At 65.1% G+C, this 17,574-nt stretch carries 16 protein-coding genes and 3 tRNA genes; 3 read left to right on the top strand and 16 right to left on the bottom strand.

Features of this window, described 5'->3' with window-relative positions:
- Positions 1-91: 91 nt before the first annotated feature.
- From rpoB to A3M1_RS0119050, 13 genes are all read right to left on the bottom strand, one after another.
- Positions 92-4,222, bottom strand: coding sequence for a DNA-directed RNA polymerase subunit beta (gene rpoB, locus A3M1_RS0119110; protein ID WP_018390595.1), 4,131 nt, complete (start codon positions 4,220-4,222; stop codon positions 92-94).
- A gap of 273 nt (positions 4,223-4,495) precedes the next feature.
- Complete coding sequence (rplL, locus tag A3M1_RS0119105) at positions 4,496-4,867, bottom strand: 50S ribosomal protein L7/L12 (protein WP_018390594.1); 372 nt, start codon at positions 4,865-4,867, stop codon at positions 4,496-4,498.
- Between the two features lie 49 nt (positions 4,868-4,916).
- Positions 4,917-5,435 (bottom strand): 50S ribosomal protein L10, encoded by a 519-nt coding sequence (gene rplJ / locus A3M1_RS0119100; RefSeq protein WP_018390593.1) that lies wholly within the window; start codon positions 5,433-5,435, stop codon positions 4,917-4,919.
- A gap of 472 nt (positions 5,436-5,907) precedes the next feature.
- Positions 5,908-6,609, bottom strand: coding sequence for a 50S ribosomal protein L1 (gene rplA / locus A3M1_RS0119095; RefSeq protein WP_018390592.1), 702 nt, complete (start codon positions 6,607-6,609; stop codon positions 5,908-5,910).
- A gap of 4 nt (positions 6,610-6,613) precedes the next feature.
- Entirely contained in the window at positions 6,614-7,063 is a 450-nt protein-coding gene (gene rplK / locus A3M1_RS0119090; RefSeq protein ID WP_018390591.1) for a 50S ribosomal protein L11, read from the bottom strand.
- A gap of 258 nt (positions 7,064-7,321) precedes the next feature.
- Entirely contained in the window at positions 7,322-7,693 is a 372-nt protein-coding gene (locus A3M1_RS0119085) for a ribbon-helix-helix domain-containing protein (RefSeq protein ID WP_018390590.1), read from the bottom strand.
- Positions 7,694-7,772: 79 nt separating this feature from the next.
- Entirely contained in the window at positions 7,773-8,387 is a 615-nt protein-coding gene (locus tag A3M1_RS0119080; protein WP_018390589.1) for a DJ-1/PfpI family protein, read from the bottom strand.
- Between the two features lie 164 nt (positions 8,388-8,551).
- Positions 8,552-9,082, bottom strand: a complete 531-nt coding sequence (nusG, locus tag A3M1_RS0119075; protein ID WP_018390588.1) for a transcription termination/antitermination protein NusG — start codon at positions 9,080-9,082, stop codon at positions 8,552-8,554.
- Positions 9,083-9,093: 11 nt separating this feature from the next.
- Positions 9,094-9,291, bottom strand: a complete 198-nt coding sequence (secE, locus tag A3M1_RS0119070) for a preprotein translocase subunit SecE (RefSeq protein ID WP_018390587.1) — start codon at positions 9,289-9,291, stop codon at positions 9,094-9,096.
- Positions 9,292-9,492: 201 nt separating this feature from the next.
- A tRNA-Trp gene (locus A3M1_RS0119065) sits at positions 9,493-9,568 on the bottom strand.
- Between the two features lie 250 nt (positions 9,569-9,818).
- The gene (tuf, locus tag A3M1_RS0119060) at positions 9,819-11,009 is read right to left on the bottom strand and encodes an elongation factor Tu (protein WP_018390586.1); all 1,191 of its coding nucleotides are present in this window, start codon (positions 11,007-11,009) and stop codon (positions 9,819-9,821) included.
- Positions 11,010-11,199: 190 nt separating this feature from the next.
- Positions 11,200-11,273 (bottom strand) — tRNA-Gly (locus tag A3M1_RS0119055).
- Between the two features lie 31 nt (positions 11,274-11,304).
- Positions 11,305-11,389 (bottom strand) — tRNA-Tyr (locus A3M1_RS0119050).
- 507 nt (positions 11,390-11,896) lie between these two features.
- Here A3M1_RS0119050 and rlmB point away from each other — a divergent pair.
- Positions 11,897-12,718, top strand: coding sequence for a 23S rRNA (guanosine(2251)-2'-O)-methyltransferase RlmB (rlmB, locus tag A3M1_RS0119045; RefSeq protein WP_026291362.1), 822 nt, complete (start codon positions 11,897-11,899; stop codon positions 12,716-12,718).
- A gap of 387 nt (positions 12,719-13,105) precedes the next feature.
- Positions 13,106-14,737, top strand: coding sequence for an MFS transporter (locus tag A3M1_RS0119040; protein ID WP_018390584.1), 1,632 nt, complete (start codon positions 13,106-13,108; stop codon positions 14,735-14,737).
- A gap of 108 nt (positions 14,738-14,845) precedes the next feature.
- Here the strand turns inward: A3M1_RS0119040 and A3M1_RS0119035 are convergent, their stop codons facing one another.
- The 3 genes from A3M1_RS0119035 to A3M1_RS0119025 all read right to left on the bottom strand — a co-directional run bounded on the left by A3M1_RS0119035 (position 14,846) and on the right by A3M1_RS0119025 (position 16,380).
- Positions 14,846-15,187: a RidA family protein gene (locus A3M1_RS0119035; protein ID WP_018390583.1), complete on the bottom strand. Its 342-nt coding sequence runs from the start codon at positions 15,185-15,187 to the stop codon at positions 14,846-14,848.
- A gap of 106 nt (positions 15,188-15,293) precedes the next feature.
- Entirely contained in the window at positions 15,294-15,923 is a 630-nt protein-coding gene (locus A3M1_RS0119030; protein ID WP_018390582.1) for an OmpA family protein, read from the bottom strand.
- Positions 15,924-15,957: 34 nt separating this feature from the next.
- Positions 15,958-16,380, bottom strand: a complete 423-nt coding sequence (locus A3M1_RS0119025; protein ID WP_018390581.1) for a hypothetical protein — start codon at positions 16,378-16,380, stop codon at positions 15,958-15,960.
- Positions 16,381-17,125: 745 nt separating this feature from the next.
- Between A3M1_RS0119025 and A3M1_RS26955 the strand changes: the two genes are divergently transcribed.
- The gene (locus tag A3M1_RS26955) at positions 17,126-17,470 is read left to right on the top strand and encodes a hypothetical protein (protein WP_245261755.1); all 345 of its coding nucleotides are present in this window, start codon (positions 17,126-17,128) and stop codon (positions 17,468-17,470) included.
- The last annotated feature ends 104 nt before the right edge of the window (positions 17,471-17,574 follow it).

Genomic DNA, 17,574 nt, shown 5'->3' with positions numbered 1-17,574 from the left:
CCGCGGCTGGTTGGGGTCACGGAAAAGTCTGGTCTGTCGAACGATCGAAAGGGCGGACACGCCTGCGCGTCCGCCCCCTTGGTTCAGTCGGTCATTCGGCCGCTGGCAGGCTCTCGCCCGGGCTTGCGACCGCGGAGAGGGTCTTGGAGTTCATCAGCTCGACGTTCAGGCCGAGCGAACGCATCTCCTTCACGAGAACGTTGAAGCTCTCGGGGATACCCGCCTCGAACGTGTCGTCGCCGCGCACGATCGCCTCATAGACCTTGGTGCGGCCCGCCACGTCGTCCGACTTGACGGTGAGCATCTCCTGCAGGGTGTAGGCGGCGCCATAGGCCTCCAACGCCCACACTTCCATCTCACCGAAGCGCTGACCGCCGAACTGCGCCTTGCCGCCCAGCGGCTGCTGGGTGACGAGCGAGTACGGGCCGATCGAGCGTGCATGGATCTTGTCGTCGACAAGGTGATGCAGCTTCAGCATGTAGATGTAGCCGACCGTAACCTTACGGTCGAACTGCTCGCCGGTGCGGCCGTCGAACAGGGTCGACTGCGCCGACTTGTCGAGACCCGCCAGCTCCAGCATGTGCTCGATATCGGCCTCGCGGGCACCGTCGAACACCGGCGTGGCGATCGGGACGCCGCGACGCAAATTCGATCCCAGCTCGACCAGACCGTCCTCGTCGAGCGAGTCGATTGTCTCGTCCTTGCCGTAGATCTTGCTGAACGCGTCCTTGAGCGGCGCGATATCGTGCGTCTGGCGGTAACCTTCGATGGCGCGGTCGATCACCCGGCCGAGGCCGGCGCAGGCCCAACCCAGATGGGTTTCAAGGATCTGCCCGACATTCATGCGCGAGGGCACGCCGAGCGGGTTGAGCACCATGTCGACCGGGGTGCCGTCCTCAAGGAACGGCATGTCCTCGACCGGGACGATGCGCGAGACCACGCCTTTGTTGCCATGCCGGCCGGCCATCTTGTCGCCCGGCTGGATCTTGCGCTTCACCGCGATGAAGACCTTGACCATCTTCATCACGCCGGGCGGCAGCTCGTCGCCGCGCTGCAGCTTTTCGACCTTGTCGAGGAAGCGCTGCTCAAGGCGCTTCTTCGATTCGTCGTACTGGTTGCGGATCGCCTCCAGCTCGCTCATCACATGGTCGTCGGCGATGGCGAACTGCCACCACTGGCTGCGCGGGTACTCGGTCAGCACCGAACGGGTGAGCGGCGTGTCCTTCTTGAACCCCTTCGGGCCCGCCACGCCGACCTTGCCGTCCAGCATCTCGGCCAGACGGCCGAAGACGTTGCGGTCGAGGATCGCCTGCTCGTCGTCGCGATCCTTGGCGAGACGCTCGATCTCCTCGCGCTCGATCGCCTGGGCGCGCTCGTCCTTGTCCACACCGTGGCGGTTGAACACGCGCACTTCGACGACCGTGCCGGTGACGCCCGGGGGAACGCGCAGCGAGGTGTCGCGCACGTCGGCCGCCTTCTCGCCGAAGATGGCGCGAAGCAGCTTTTCTTCCGGGGTCATCGGGCTCTCACCCTTCGGCGTGATCTTGCCGCAAAGGATGTCGCCCGCCTGAACTTCGGCGCCGATATAGACGATGCCGGCTTCGTCGAGGTTCTTCAGCGCCTCTTCCGACACGTTCGGAATGTCGCGCGTGATTTCCTCCGGACCCAGCTTCGTATCGCGGGCCATCACTTCGAATTCCTCGATGTGGATCGAGGAGAAGATGTCACCCTTGGAGATGTTCTCCGACAGCAGGATGGAATCTTCGAAGTTGTAGCCATTCCACGGCATGAAGGCGACGAGGATGTTCCGGCCGAGCGCCAGATCGCCGAGATCGGTCGAGGGACCGTCGGCAATGATGTCGCCCTTGCGCACCCGGTCACCCACCCGCACCAGCGGACGCTGGTTGATGCAGGTCGACTGGTTGGAGCGCTGGAACTTCTGCAGCCGGTAGATGTCGACGCCCGACTTGGAGGCATCGGCCTCTTCCGTCGCACGGATAACGATACGGGTCGCGTCCACCTGGTCGACAACGCCGGTACGGCGCGCACCGATGGCGGCACCGGAATCGCGGGCCACCACTGATTCCATGCCCGTGCCCACGAAGGGGGCGTCGGCACGCACCAGCGGCACCGCCTGGCGCTGCATGTTCGAGCCCATCAGCGCGCGGTTGGCGTCGTCGTTCTCAAGGAACGGAATGAGCGCCGCGGCGACCGAGACCAGCTGCTTGGGCGACACGTCCATGAAGTCGACGCGATCGGGCGTGACCAGCAGAACGTCACCGGCATGCCGGCAGACGATCAGGTCCTCGGTGAAGCGGCCTTCGGCGTCGAGCGGGATGTTGGCCTGCGCGACGTAGTACTTCCCCTCCTCCATGGCGGAGAGATAGACCACCTCGTCCTGAACCTGGCTGTCCTTAACGCGGCGATAGGGCGCCTCGATGAAGCCGTACTTGTTCACGCGGGCAAAGGTGGCCAGCGAGTTGATCAGGCCGATATTCGGGCCTTCCGGCGTCTCGATCGGGCAAATACGGCCGTAATGCGTCGGGTGCACGTCGCGCACCTCGAAGCCGGCGCGCTCGCGCGTCAGACCGCCCGGGCCAAGCGCCGAGAGACGGCGCTTGTGGGTGATCTCGGACAGCGGGTTGGTCTGGTCCATGAACTGCGAGAGCTGCGACGAGCCGAAGAACTCGCGCACCGCCGCCGCCACCGGCTTGGCGTTGATCAGGTCCTGCGGCATCACGGTGTCGATGTCGACGGACGACATGCGCTCCTTGATGGCGCGCTCCATGCGCAGCAGGCCGACGCGATACTGATTCTCCATCAGCTCGCCGACAGAGCGGACGCGGCGATTGCCGAGATGATCGATATCGTCGATCTCGCCCTTGCCGTCGCGCAGCTGAACCAGCGTCTGGATGACCGCGAGAATGTCCTCGCGGCGCAGCACACGCACCGTGTCCTCGGCATCGAGGTCGAGGCGCATGTTCATCTTCACGCGGCCGACCGCGGACAGGTCGTAGCGCTCGCTGTCGAAGAACAGCGAGTGGAACATGGCCTGCGCGGAATCGAGCGTCGGCGGCTCGCCGGGACGCATCACGCGGTAGATGTCGAACAGCGCATCCTCACGGGTGACGTTCTTGTCGACCGTCAGCGTGTTGCGGATATAGGCGCCCACATTGATGTGGTCGATGTCGAGGATCGGCACTTCTTCGTAGCCGAGCTCGACAAGCTGCTTCAGCATCTTCTCGGTGACTTCTTCACCGGCTTCGACATAGATCTCGCCCGAGGTCGGGTTGACCATGTCCTCGGCCACATATTGGCCGACCATCTCCTCGTCGGAGATCTTGAGCGCCTTGAGGCCCTTCTCGGCGAGCTGGCGGGCCTGGCGGACCGTCACCTTCTTGCCGGCCTCGACCACGACTTCGCCGGTGTCGGCGTCGACGAGATCGGAAACCGCCTTGTAGCCCTTCATCCGCTTGGGATCGAAAGGCATGCGCCAGCCATCCTTCGCCCGGGCGAAGGTGATGGTCTCGTAGAAGGTGTCGAGGATCTCCTCGCCGGCGAGGCCGAGGGCGAAGAGCAGGCTCGTCACCGGAATCTTGCGGCGGCGATCAATGCGCGCATAGACGATGTCCTTGGCGTCGAACTCGATGTCGAGCCAGGAACCGCGATAGGGAATGATGCGGGCGGCGAAAAGCAGCTTGCCCGAGGAGTGCGTCTTGCCCTTGTCGTGGTCGAAGAACACGCCCGGCGAGCGGTGCATCTGCGAGACGATGACGCGCTCGGTGCCGTTGACGATGAACGTACCGTTCATGGTCATCAGCGGGATGTCGCCCATATAGACATCCTGCTCCTTGATGTCCTTGACGGACTTGGAGCCGGTATCGGGATCGACATCGAACACGATGAGGCGCAGCGTCACCTTGAGCGGCGCGGCAAAGGTCATGCCCCGCTGGCGGCACTCGTCAACGTCGTACTTCGGCGGTTCGAACTCGTAGCGGACGAATTCGAGCATAGCAGCGCCCGAAAAGTCCGAAATCGGGAATACCGACTTGAAAACCGCCTGAATGCCGTCGTCTGCGCGGCCGCCCTTCGGCTCAACGATCTGCAGGAACTGGTCGTAGGATGCCTTCTGAACCTCGATGAGGTTCGGCATCTCCGCCACTTCCTGGATCTTGCCGAAAAACTTGCGGACCCGCTTACGACCGGTGAACGTCTGCGCCATGTCGCTCCTCGCTCCGTCCGAGTATCCGTCAGCGCCATCCACGATCCCGGCGGGAGGGCCGGGTGGCCATCCGTGGAGGCTTATGATCACCGAACAATCCGACGAGGATGAGGCACCAAAGCGCCCTGCCCTCCGACCGTTCTGTAACCGACGGCTCCCCAGACGATCCGGTCCCGGATCGTCTGGGAAGCCGTCGGGCTTCCCTCAGTCACGCCCTCGGCCATGCGAAGGCAGAGGCCGCCGGCGAACCGGCGGCCTCGAATGATCAGATGATCACTTGAGCTCGACCTTGGCGCCGGCCTTCTCGATCTGCGCCTTGATCTTCTCGGCTTCGTCCTTGGTCACGCCTTCCTTGACAGCCTTGGGGGCCGCCTCGACGAGATCCTTGGCTTCCTTGAGGCCCAGGCCGGTGATGGCGCGGACTTCCTTGATGACCTCGATCTTCTTATCGCCGGCCGAGGCCAGGATAACGGTGAACTCGGTCTGCTCTTCAACGGGGGCAGCCGCAGCAGCCGGGGCAGCGGCGACAGCCACGGCGGCGGCGGCGGAAACGCCCCACTTCTCTTCGAGGAGCTTCGCGAGCTCGGCGGCCTCGAGAACGGTCAGGGCGGACAGCTCGTCAACGAGCTTCGACAGATCAGCCATTTTACTTAAGTCCTTGGATTTCGGTTCGAACCAGTATTACCGGGAAGCCTCACGCGGCTTCGTTCTCTTTGGCATAGGCCGCAAACACGCGGGCGAGCTTGGCCGCCGGCGCGGTGCTGAGCTGGGCGATCTTGGTCGCCGGGGCCTGGATAAGGCCGACGAGCTTCGCGCGCAGTTCATCAAGGGACGGCATGGTGGCCAGAGCCTTCACACCATCCACATTCAGGGCCGTGGTGCCGAACGCTCCGCCAAGGATGACGAACTTGTCGTTCGTCTTGGCGAAGTCGACGGCAACCTTCGGGGCCGCAACAGGATCGCTCGAATAAGCGATGATGGTCGGACCCTTCAGCAGGGCCGCGACATGTGCGACGTCCGAACCTTCGAGAGCGATCTTGGCGAGGCGGTTCTTCGCCACCTTCACGGTCGCACCATTCGCCTTCATCTGGCGGCGCAGAGCCGACAGCTGGGCGACGGTGAGGCCGGAATAGTGGGCCACTACGACGACCGAGGTGCTCTGAAACACATCGGTCAGCGTCGTGACGAGCTCTTCTTTTTGTGCTCGATCCACTTCACTTGCTCTCCGGTGGCGAGGAAGATGACCTTCCCCGCCGGGTTTGCGCCTTGCCGCCCCTCCTTGCGGAGCGACGACGGTTGGTATCCTGTCCCCTGGGACCGAAAAACCGGCCAAGGCGCTGGTTCGAGCCGCAATCCAGGACCCGGTTGCCCGGAACCCTTCCTGCGGTCGTACCCCGTCTATGCTGGCCCCGATCGGGATTAAGCCACCTCAGGCGAGGGGCACCGGCAGTCTCGGACAGGACGTAAAGCCGGCAAGGCGAACCCTGCCGGCCTCTCCGCCCGTTTTTACACGGGCGAAAGCTGAAATTTCATCGGCACGCGACCGACATTGTCGGCAACGAAACCGCCCATATAGTGAGTCGCTTGGGATTTGTCACCCCTGATAGCACCAAGGGCTTGACAAATCCACACCGTCGCAATCACGGGACCGCGACCGGTCCCGTGACGACGATGCGACAGGGCGATCAGCCGGCAACCAGAACGCTCGCGGGCTCGACCTTAAGGCCGGGGCCCATGGTCGAGGAGACGGCGACGCGCTGAACATAGGTGCCCTTGGCGCCGGTCGGCTTGGCCTTGACGACCGCGTCAACGAAGGCGCGGATGTTCTCGGCGAGCTTGTCGACCGGGAACGAGGCCTTGCCGATGCCGCCATGGATGATGCCAGCCTTCTCGACGCGGAACTCGACCGCGCCGCCCTTGGCCGCCTCGACCGCACCCTTCACGTCCATGGTGACGGTGCCGACCTTCGGGTTCGGCATCAGGCCGCGTGGGCCGAGCACCTTGCCGAGACGGCCGACGAGCGGCATCAGGTCCGGGGTGGCGATGCAGCGATCGAACTCGATCGTGCCGCCCTGGATGGTCTCGAGCAGATCCTCAGCACCGACGATGTCGGCGCCCGCCGCCTTGGCTTCATCCGCCTTGGCGCCGCGCGCGAACACGGCGACGCGGACAGTACGGCCCGAGCCGTTCGGCAGGTTGCACACGCCGCGCACCATCTGGTCGGCGTGACGGGGATCGACGCCGAGATTGAGCGCCACTTCGATGGTCTCGTCGAACTTGGCGTTGGCCCGGTCCTTGAGAAGCGTCAGCGCCTCATCGAGACCGTACAGCTTCACCGGATCGATGCCCTCGCGGACGGAGCGAACACGCTTGGAAATCTTGGCCATCAGCTCAACCCACCACTTCGAGGCCCATGGAACGGGCGGAGCCCTCGATCATGCGCACCGCCGCTTCGACGGTCTCGCAGTTGAGGTCCTTCATCTTCTTGCCGGCGATTTCGCGCATCTGTTCCTGCGAGATCTTGCCGACGAAGCCGCCCTTGCCCGGCGTCTTGTGGCCGGAGCCGGGCTTCTTCTTGGTCTCAAGGCCGGCGGCCTTCTTCAAGAAGTAGGAGACCGGCGGGGTCTTCAGCTCGAAGGTGAACGAACGGTCCTGATAGGCCGTGATCACCACCGGAATCGGCATGCCCTTTTCGAGCTGGCCGGTCTGGGCGTTGAACGCCTTGCAGAATTCCATGATGTTGAGGCCGCGCTGACCGAGCGCAGGGCCGATCGGCGGCGCGGGGTTGGCCGAGCCGGCCGGCACCTGCAACTTGATGTAGCCGGTGATCTTCTTCGCCATGACGAACTCCTCGGCGGTGCGACTGCCAGTCGCAAACGCCAAAGCACGCCGTCGCGACGGCTTCATCGCGGGCGGCGTAAATGGAGGGGCGCGGTAGCGGCACGTTTAAAACGCTGGCTGGCGAACCTGCCGTGCCTCCCGCGCATGAACGCACCGGGAGGCCTTACTCCCGGATGCAACGCATGCCATACAGGATGGCGCGGTCAAACGCAACGGTGGCCTTGCCGTCGCCTCTCGCGCTGACACCCGGTGAGGAGTTCAGGCCGCCGAGGACAGGCTACGCCGGCTGCGATGCGCCTCGCGCGCCAGAATCGCGTCGGCGTCGAGGCTGCGAATGGGCGTGCCCAGGTCGCGCGGCACATCGCCTTCCAGCTGGAGCGCGAGATAGCGCCCGCAGCACACCCGCAGGAACGAGGCAAAGTTCTCCACCCCGCCATGGGCGAAGGTCAGTTCCTCATGCAGCCTGGCCAGGAGCTGCGGCAGGCTCATACCGTCGCGCTGGGCGATTTCCTCCAGCACCTGCCAATAGAGATTCTCCAGCCGCACGCTGGTGGAAAAGCCGCTCAAGCGCAGCGATTTCAGCCGCGTCTGCCACAGGGCCGGATCGGCTTCGATGAAAAGCTTGCACATGGTGCGCCTCCCTCGGCGGCGGAGCGTGCCGCCCCGCCGCGCGCATCATAGTCCCGTTCCGCCGGGTCGTGAAGACGCCTCACGCGGCCTTGCGCGCACCGATAGTGGCCTCACCATGCGCGATGGTAGTGCCGAGCACGGCGAGGAACTGGCCGATCCAGGCCGGATGCGCCGGCCAGGCGGGGGCGCTCACCAGATTGCCGTCCGTCACCGCCGCATCAATCGCGATGTCGGCATAGGTGCCCCCGGCGAGTTCCACCTCGGCGCGGCAGGCGGGATAGGCCGAACAGGTGCGCCCTTCCAGCACCCGGGCGCCGGCCAGCAGCTGGGCGCCGTGGCAGATGGCGGCGACCGGCTTGTCGGCCTCGAAGAAGTGGCGGACCATCTCGATGGCGCGGGCGTTCATGCGCAGATATTCCGGCGCGCGCCCGCCAGGAATCACCAGCGCGTCGTAGCGGGCCGGATCGATGTCGGCGAAGGTGGCATTCAGCGCGAAATTGTGGCCGCGCTTTTCCGAATAGGTCTGCTGCCCCTCGAAATCGTGGATCGCCGTCGCCACGCTGTCGCCGGCCGTCTTGTCCGGGCAGACGGCATGCACCGTGTGCCCGACCGCCAGCAGGGCCTGGAACGGCACCATGGTCTCATAGTCCTCGACGAAGTCGCCGACGATCATCAGGATGCGTTTGCCAGCCATTGTGACCTCCCCTGTTGCGCCGCCGTCCGCTCGGTGCGGCGGCTGGCTTGCAGGGAGGATAGGACGCGCGCCCGGACCGAGGGTGTTAACCCGTTAACGCGGCCGCCCACGAAAAAGGGCGCCGCCGAAGCTGCGCCCTTGAAAGAATTCCGAAGGATCGGCCCTCAGACCTTCTCGACCTGACCGAATTCAAGCTCGACCGGGGTGGCGCGACCGAAGATCGACACCGCCACCTTGAGGCGGGAGCGGCCCTCGTCGACTTCCTCGACGATGCCATTGAAGGAAGCGAAGGGACCGTCCGACACCTTGACCGTCTCGCCGACCTCGAAGGTGATCGAGGGCTTGGGCCGCTCAATGCCTTCCTGCACCTGCTGAAGGATGCGCATGGCCTCCTTCTCGGCGATCGGCATCGGCTTGTTGTCGGCGCCGAGGAAGCCGGTGACTTTCGGCGTGTTCTTGATGAGGTGGAAGGCCTCGTCGGTGAGGTCCATCTTCACCAGCACATAGCCGGGGAAGAACTTGCGCTCGGCATCGACCTTGCGGCCGCGGCGCACCTCGACGACCTTCTCGGTCGGCACCAGCACCTGCTCGAAGAGATCGGTGAGGCCGCGCTGTGCAGCCTGTTCCTTGATGGAATCCGCGACCTTCTTCTCAAAGTTGGAATAGGCGTGGACGATGTACCAGCGCATCGGCATCGCGTCTCTCCTCAACGGCCGATTTGCAGGATCTGAGCGACAACGAAGCTCAGAATCTGGTCGGCGACCAGGAAGAACAGCGAGGCCAGCACCACCATGACGAACACCATCGCGGTAGTGATGAGCGTCTCGCGACGGGTCGGCCAGGTGACCTTGCGGGCTTCCGCGCGGACCTGCTGAAAGAACTCGACCGGGTTCGTCTTCGCCATGCTCGTCTCGAAACGCCTCTGATGCGGCCCGCGCCGGTATCGGCTGATCGCGGCGCGCCGCCTGCGGGTCCCGCCGCGCACCGCCCTTAGGCGACGCTTCGGCACGACCCTCTAAAAATGCACGAAGCGGGCGTATAGCCCGCAAAGCCGCCTCGCGTCAAAGAACCTTTGCCGCCGTGCCTGCCACCCTCTTGGGAAGGGTGGCAGGAGTGGAGGGGCTCGAACCCCCAACCCCCGGTTTTGGAGACCGGTGCTCTACCAGTTGAGCTACACTCCTAGAAGAGGCGGACGGGGCAATGCCCCGGAGGTCCGCCTCTCGAATCGCGAGGCACTATAACCGGCGGCGCGTCCACGTCGAGGGGCGCGCGCGCCGGTTTCAACAGTTCGGCATCGAAGTGGGAAAAACTTCGGTACCGGAAAGGGATGCGGCCAGCGCATCCCTGCCTTGGTCCATCACGCGATGATGGAGACGCCGACGACGGCGCCGCAACCGTTCGCGCTTGACGCGAACGGTCCGCTCGCTTCGATCACTCGATGATGGAGGCGACGACGCCGGCGCCGACGGTGCGGCCGCCTTCGCGGATGGCGAAGCGCAGCTTTTCTTCCATCGCGATCGGCACGATCAGCGCCACGTCGACCGTGATGTTGTCGCCCGGCATAACCATTTCCGTGCCTTCCGGCAGGGTCACGATGCCGGTCACGTCCGTCGTCCGGAAGTAGAACTGCGGGCGGTAATTGGTGAAGAACGGCGTGTGACGGCCACCCTCTTCCTTCGTCAGGATGTAGGCTTCGGCCTTGAACTTCGTGTGCGGCTTCACCGAACCCGGCTTGCACACGACCTGGCCGCGCTCGACGTCCTCGCGCTTCGTGCCGCGAACCAGAATGCCGACATTGTCGCCGGCCTGGCCCTGGTCGAGCAGCTTGCGGAACATTTCCACGCCCGTGACCGTCGTCTTGATGGTCGGACGAATGCCGACGATCTCGACTTCCTCGCCGACCTTGATGATGCCGCGCTCGACGCGACCCGTCACCACCGTGCCGCGACCCGAGATCGAGAACACGTCTTCGATCGGCATCAGGAACGGCAGGTCAACCGGACGCTCCGGCTGCGGGATGTAGGCGTCGACCGCCTTCATCAACTCGAGCACGGCGTCGTGGCCGAGCTTGGCGTCGCCGTTCTGCAGCGCCACCAGCGCCGAGCCACGGATGATCGGGATGTCGTCGCCCGGGAAGTCGTACTTCGACAGCAGCTCGCGAACCTCGAGCTCGACCAGCTCGAGCAGCTCTTCGTCGTCGACCTGGTCGCACTTGTTCAGGAACACCACCAGCGCCGGAACGCCGACCTGGCGGGCCAGAAGGATGTGCTCGCGGGTCTGCGGCATCGGGCCGTCAGCCGCCGAAACCACCAGGATCGCGCCGTCCATCTGCGCCGCGCCGGTGATCATGTTCTTCACATAATCCGCGTGGCCGGGGCAGTCGACGTGGGCGTAGTGGCGGTTCGTCGTCTCGTACTCAACGTGAGCGGTCGAGATCGTGATGCCGCGCGCCTTCTCTTCCGGCGCCTTGTCGATCTGGTCGTACGCCGTGAACGTCGCGCCGCCCGTCTCCGCAAGAACCTTCGTGATCGCAGCCGTCAGAGACGTCTTGCCATGGTCAACATGGCCAATCGTCCCGATGTTGCAGTGAGGCTTCGAACGGTTGAACTTCTCTTTGGCCATATCTCGTTTCCTTCAGCGACATGCGGGCCGCGAAAAATCGGGCCGTGGGATAGGCGGTTTCCGACGTTTCCGCAAGTGCCGCGTTGCGCGGCCTCTGCACGGACGGGGATAACGCTCAGCCCTCGGAGGGTGCCGGCCGTCCTGCGAAGGGACCGCGCCGACGCCTCATATGGGGGCTGCGCGGAAAAAGTGGAGCGGGTGAAGGGAATCGAACCCTCGTCATCAGCTTGGAAGGCTGTTGCTCTACCATTGAGCTACACCCGCGAAGATCGGCGCATTCTATCGGAAGGCGACGTGGTGGGGGAGGTAGGACTCGAACCTACGAAGGCATAGCCAGCGGATTTACAGTCCGCCCCCTTTGCCGCTCGGGACACTCCCCCTCGCACGTCGGCCGATCTGCGGTGCGTCGAGATACACCGGCTTGTCGACCTGACGGAAAAACCGGCGCGATGCGCGGCTCCCGTGCGGCCGGCTTTATGGTGAGGTGCCCGTTCCCTGTCAACCCCGCCGCGTCGTTCCTCGCCGCAAGCTGTGGATCACGCAGCTGTTCCGTCACCTCGCACAGGCGATGCCGGATAGGAAAGCGACAGGAAACACCGCCCCGCCCTGCCCGATGGCATGCGATGTGGGTGATCTCGGCGCATCCGGCCCGGGTCACGTGAGCGCGGCCGGACCGCTCGCATGGCGGCATGGAATGACCGTGCCTGACCGGCGCACGGGTTCGCGCGGCGACGGGGTGCCGATTCTGCGCAAGGCTTGCCGATTCTCAAGGCTGGTGAACGTCGTCGCAGGCCACCCCGATCGCCCACCAGCCTCCCCTTCGTGGGCCGGCGGCCTGATACCCGTGTGAAATTGCCAAGCGGCGCGCGCCGTGACAGAACGCGCGCATGAACGATCGCCCCAGCCGTCCGCCCGGCCGTCCCAAGCCTTCCGCCGGACGCCCCCGCCAGCCTCGCCCCCGTCCCGCCGGACGCCCCTTCGGCGCGTGGCCGGACGATGTGGCGATTCTGTATGGCTGGCACAGCGTCGTCGAGGCGCTACGCAACCCGCGCCGCAAGCTGCGCCGGCTGATGCTGACCGAGAACGCGGCGCGCCGGCTGGAAGAAGAGGCGATTCCCCAGCGCATCGCCCCCGAGATCGTCCGGCCCGGCGAGATCGACCGGCTTCTCGACCCCGACGCGGTGCATCAGGGGATGCTCGCCGAATGCGATCCCCTCCCCTCGCTCAGCCTGTCCAAGGCGGCGGAGTGCGATCTTCTGCTCGTGCTCGACCAGATCACCGATCCGCACAATGTGGGGGCTATCGTGCGCTCAGCGGCGGCGCTGAAGGTCGGCGCCATCGTCACCACGGCGCGCCACAGCCCGGCCGCCACCGGCGTTCTGGCCAAGAGCGCCAGCGGCGGGCTGGAATATGTCCCGTTCTGCTTTGTCGGCAACCTCGCCCGGGCGCTGGACGAATTGAAGCAGAACGGCGTGCTCGTCGTCGGCCTCGACAGCGAAGGCGGGGCCGATCTCGTCGACACGCGGCTCACCGCACCGACCGCGCTGGTTCTGGGCGCGGAGGGCAAGGGCCTGCGACACCTCACTCGCCAGACCTGCGACACCCTGGCGCGCATCGATCTTCCCGGCTCCATCATCAGCCTGAACGTGTCCAATGCCGCCGTGCTGGCGCTCTATATCGCCCGGCGAGCCATCGGCAGCACGGCCTGATCCGCGGTTTTACTTCGCCGTGAAGGTTTTTTCTGCCGCAGCGCAGCATCTGCGGCAGTTTACGACCAATTGCCAATCGTCAAACTGTCCCAGTTTCGCCACTCTCCCCTGAGGCATGCGACGGAATCAGAGAATTCCGCGCGCCAAGTCACCGGGGAAAGGCGCCGCATCCGTCATAGCGGGCCGCCTCCGGGAGGAGACAGCCCGAGCGTAAGGCGTTCCCCGAAGGGACTCCCAAACTCGGCCATCACAACGGGCGGCTCTCGCGAGCTGGTCTTTTTGCGCGTGCGATCGACGTCGCACGTCTCTGCATTGGCGCGACCTAATCTTGGGGAAGGGAAACACATGAGCGTAACAACTGCGGGACCGGCCGGAAAGACCGCTCCCATGACCCGCGAAGAAAGGAAGGTCATCTTCGCCTCTTCGCTGGGCACCGTCTTCGAGTGGTACGATTTCTATCTGTACGGCTCACTCTCGGCGATCATCGCCGCTCAGTTCTTCTCGGGCGTGAACCCGACAGCGGCCTTCATCTTCGCCCTTATGGCCTTCGCCGCCGGCTTCGCGGTTCGCCCGTTCGGCGCCATCTTCTTCGGCCGGCTCGGCGATCTCGTCGGCCGCAAATACACCTTCCTCATCACCATCCTGCTGATGGGCGCATCGACCTTCGTGGTCGGCATCCTGCCCAATTACGCCAGCTGGGGTATCGCCGCGCCGGTGATCCTGATCATCCTCCGACTGTTCCAGGGCCTTGCGCTGGGCGGTGAATATGGCGGCGCCGCCACCTATGTCGCCGAGCACGCGCCTGCGGGTCGCCGCGGCTTCTACACCTCGTGGATCCAGACCACGGCGACGCTCGGCCTGTTCCTGTCGCTGCTGGTCATCCTCGGCACCCGCACCTATCTCGGCGAGGCCGCCTTCGCGGAGTGGGGCTGGCGCATTCCGTTCCTGGTGTCGATCATCCTGCTCGCCGTCTCGGTCTGGATCCGTCTGACGCTGAACGAATCACCCGTCTTCAAGAAGATGAAAGAAGAGGGCAAGACCTCGAAGGCCCCGCTCACCGAAGCCTTCGGCCGCTGGGAAAATGCCAAGGTCGGCCTCATCGCCCTGTTCGGCGGCACTGCCGGCCAGGCCGTGGTGTGGTACACGGGCCAGTTCTACGCCCTGTTCTTCCTCACCCAGACGCTGAAGGTCGACGGCTGGACCGCCAACGTGCTGATCGCCATCTCGCTGCTGATCGGTACGCCGTTCTTCATCGTGTTCGGCTGGCTGTCCGACAAGATCGGCCGCAAGCCGATCATCCTCGGCGGCTGCCTCATCGCGGCGCTGACCTATTTCCCGATCTTCGCCGCCATCACGCACTATGCCAATCCGGCGCTTGAGCGGGCACAGGCCACCTCGCCTGTCACCGTCGTCGCCGATCCCGCCGAGTGCTCGTTCCAGTTCAACCCGGTCGGCACGGCCAAGTTCGTCAGTTCGTGCGACGTCGCCAAGTCCTTCCTAGCGCGCAATTCGGTGAACTACTCGAACGAAGCGGCCCCCGCCGGCACGCTTGCCAGCGTCAAGGTCGGCGACAAGGTGATCTCGTCCGTCAGCGGCGTCGGTGCCGACCCGGCCGCCTTCAAGACCGCGTCCGACGCCTTCACGGCCAGCATGACCGACGCCATCCGTGCCGCCGGCTATCCCGCCAAGGCGGACCCGGCCGCCATCAACACGCCGATGGTGGTCGCGCTCCTGACCGTCCTCGTACTGTTTGTGACCATGGTGTACGGCCCCATCGCGGCCTGGCTGGTCGAACTGTTCCCGACCCGCATCCGCTACACCGCCATGTCGCTGCCCTACCATATCGGCAATGGCTGGTTCGGCGGCTTCCTGCCCACCACGGCCTTCGCCATGGTGGCGGCCACCGGCGACATCTATTACGGCCTCTGGTACCCGATCATCGTGGCTCTCGCGACCTTCGTCATCGGCCTCGTCCTGGCGCCGGAGACCAACAAGCGCGACCTCGAGAACTGGCATTGAGGACGTGCCCGGCGCCGCCCTTCGGGGCGGTGCCGCTCAAAAAAGCAAAGGCCCCGTCTCGCGACGGGGCCTTTTTCTTGCGCCTTGCCGGTGCCTGACCGGCAGATCTCAGATCGCCGCCTTGACGACGATCTCGACCTTGTAGTCCGGCGTCGCCAGCGCCGCTTCGACCGTGGCGCGGGCCGGGGTGTTCCCGGCCGAGACCCATGTGTCCCACACCGCGTTCATCTCGGCGAAGGTTGCGATGTCGGCGAGATAGATGGTGGCGGTCAGCAGCTTGGTCTTGTCGGTGCCGGCCTGCGCGAGCAGCGCGTCGATCTGGTCGAGCACGGCCTGCGTCTGCGCCGTCACACTGTCGCCCTTGGCGACCTGGCCGGCCAGATACACGACCGACCCGTGGATCACGGCCTCGCTCATGCGCGGACCGACTTCGATTCTCTTGATGCTCATCTGCTCAAACTCTGGATTTGACGGAAAGGGCTGGCCGCAAGCGAAAGCCGGCCGGTGCGCGAGGCACCGGCCGGCTTCCTAACACACGAAAAAAGCGGCGTCCTGCTCAGGGCGCGCTGGTGGGCACCGGACTACCCATCGGGCCGACGGTGCCGATGGTGAAGATCTGCACGCGGCGGTTGATCGGGTCCTGCGGCTTGGAGGGCACCTGCAGCGCCTCCTGACCAAGGCCGACGGCCTCCAGGCGATCCGGCGAGATGCCGTACACGACGATAAGCGCCTGCACGATGGCCTGGGCGCGCTCCTGGCTGAGCTTGAGGTTAAAGGCGCGCGTGCCTGTCGTGTCGGTGTTGCCGACCACGATGAACTTGTAGTTCGCCAGGATCGGGTGGTGCATCGCATCGGCGATGGAGCCCAGCGTCCGGTAGGACTCGGGACGGATGACGTCCGAGCCGAGCGCGAACTGGATCTGCACGGTGATCTGGGCGAGCTTGTCGAGCCGCTTGGCGATCTCGGACTTGTCGAGCGTCAGCGGCAGGTTCTGGGTGACTGCGTCCTGCGCCATCTGGCGCAGAACCTGGGCGGTCAGCGCCGGATCGAACAGCGTGGCCTGCGAAAGGCCCTGCATGATCTGCGCGTCGGTATCGGACGACTGCGCGGTCGCGGTGCCGGCGAGCGGCGCGGCGAGCGCGGCGGCGAGGGCGAGCCCACCGACGAAACGGGTGATACGGGTCATGATCTGTCTCTTTTCCCTAGCGTTTCGCCGCTCGTCACTGCCACCAGCCGGCATCGACCAGGATGTCCTTGCAGGCAGGCCGGATCACCTTGCTGGCCGACTGCAGACAGGTGAGAATGTTGGCATCGCCCGGCTGCACGCCGGCGCAGGCCTGGCGGATATTGGCGTTGCACACGTTCCAGGCGTCGCCCTGCGCCGCGAGTCGCTTGGCGATCGACGAGCGCGCGGCGGCGTAATCGTCGAAGCACTGCTGCGGCACCTGGTCCTGGTGCGCCATCAGGCAGTTGCGAACCGCGCCGGTGCCGAGATTGTCCTTGGCGCAGAACTTCTCGATGGAGGGACCGCAGCTCTTGGCGATCAGGGCTCCGGCTTCCGCATAGCTCATCGTCTGGGCCGACGCGCTGCCGGCCATGCCGGCCAGCAGCAGTGCCGCCAGTCCGACCAAAAATCGCTTCATAGTCCAGCCTCCCAAATGGCGTGCCCGTGGTGATCCTCACCGCAGGGGGATTCGGCACGCGCCGTTGCGAACGGATCCCACGGATTCGTCTCGCAGAAGGCAGCGTTTCGCGCAATGGCGTATTTTGCTCAGTTTGCGGGGGAAGGCCCGGTATTTGGGGATTGGATGGGCATCATACCGGCCTACCAACCAAACGGGCCTATCCTACCGATGCCGCTGCGGCAGTGGAATGGCTCGACCGTACACGCCCTAGCCCCTTCGCTGCGCAGGCGAATCAGCCGTGTGGTGGTGTTTGATGGTGCACGCAGCGTCAGACTGTCCCCCGCCGGAAAGCGCTGGCGCGCCAGCGTGGGCATTAACATCACGGGCACGTCAGCAGCCGTTCTGGAGCAGCGAAAGGCGAGCAGGTTGATTTGCATCCCTCCAACGCGCGGTGGATGGCAACTCCCGGCCAGAGCGCGCCGCACTGGAACCGCTGTCGCCAGCGCTTGACAGTCTCGCCGGCGCGCCGCACGCAATGGACATCTCACGGGGGCCGACGATCTTGCGACACCTGCTTTCAACCTTAACGGCACTGCTGCTCACAGTGGCACCGGCATTCGCCCAATACCCGCCACCCTCACCCTATCCTCCACCCTATCCCCCGGCTTATCCGCCGGCCTATCCGACCCCGGATCAGGCAGATGACGCCAAGTGCCGCTCCTGGGGCCTGGCGCCGGGCACGCGGGCCTATTCCGACTGCCGGATGACGCTGGATCAGAATCGCCCTGCACCTCCGCCGCCTTACCCCTATCCGGCCCCCCCGCCACCTTATCCCTATCCGAACCCGCCGCCGCCGTGGCGTCCCGGGCCCCCTCCCATTCCCAACGAGATTTCCGACCGGGATGCGTTGAACTACTGCGAGAAAGCGGCACGGGCGGCGCCGCCCTACCCGGTCGTCAAGCTCGCCGCCAAGATCGTGGTCCCCGGTCGCGAGAAGGTGGTGAAGCTCTCTTTCAACGTCATCAAGCCCGGGGCAAAGCCCGGATTCTGGAATGTCGAATGCCGTTTCCGCGGCGGCAAGATGACAAGCTTCAGCGCCCCTCGCTGAGCAACTGGCAGAGCCACGCCGCGCGCCCGTCTTGACCGGGCGGCGGCCATCGGCGAAGAGAACCTTGTCGCCTCCGACGCAGTCACCGAGGCGGCAGAAGCGAA

Source organism: Ancylobacter sp. FA202, from assembly GCF_000380205.1.
GTDB lineage: Bacteria > Pseudomonadota > Alphaproteobacteria > Rhizobiales > Xanthobacteraceae > Ancylobacter.
Note: the sequence above shows the minus strand (reverse complement) of the source record. Positions and strands in the feature narration are given on the sequence as shown.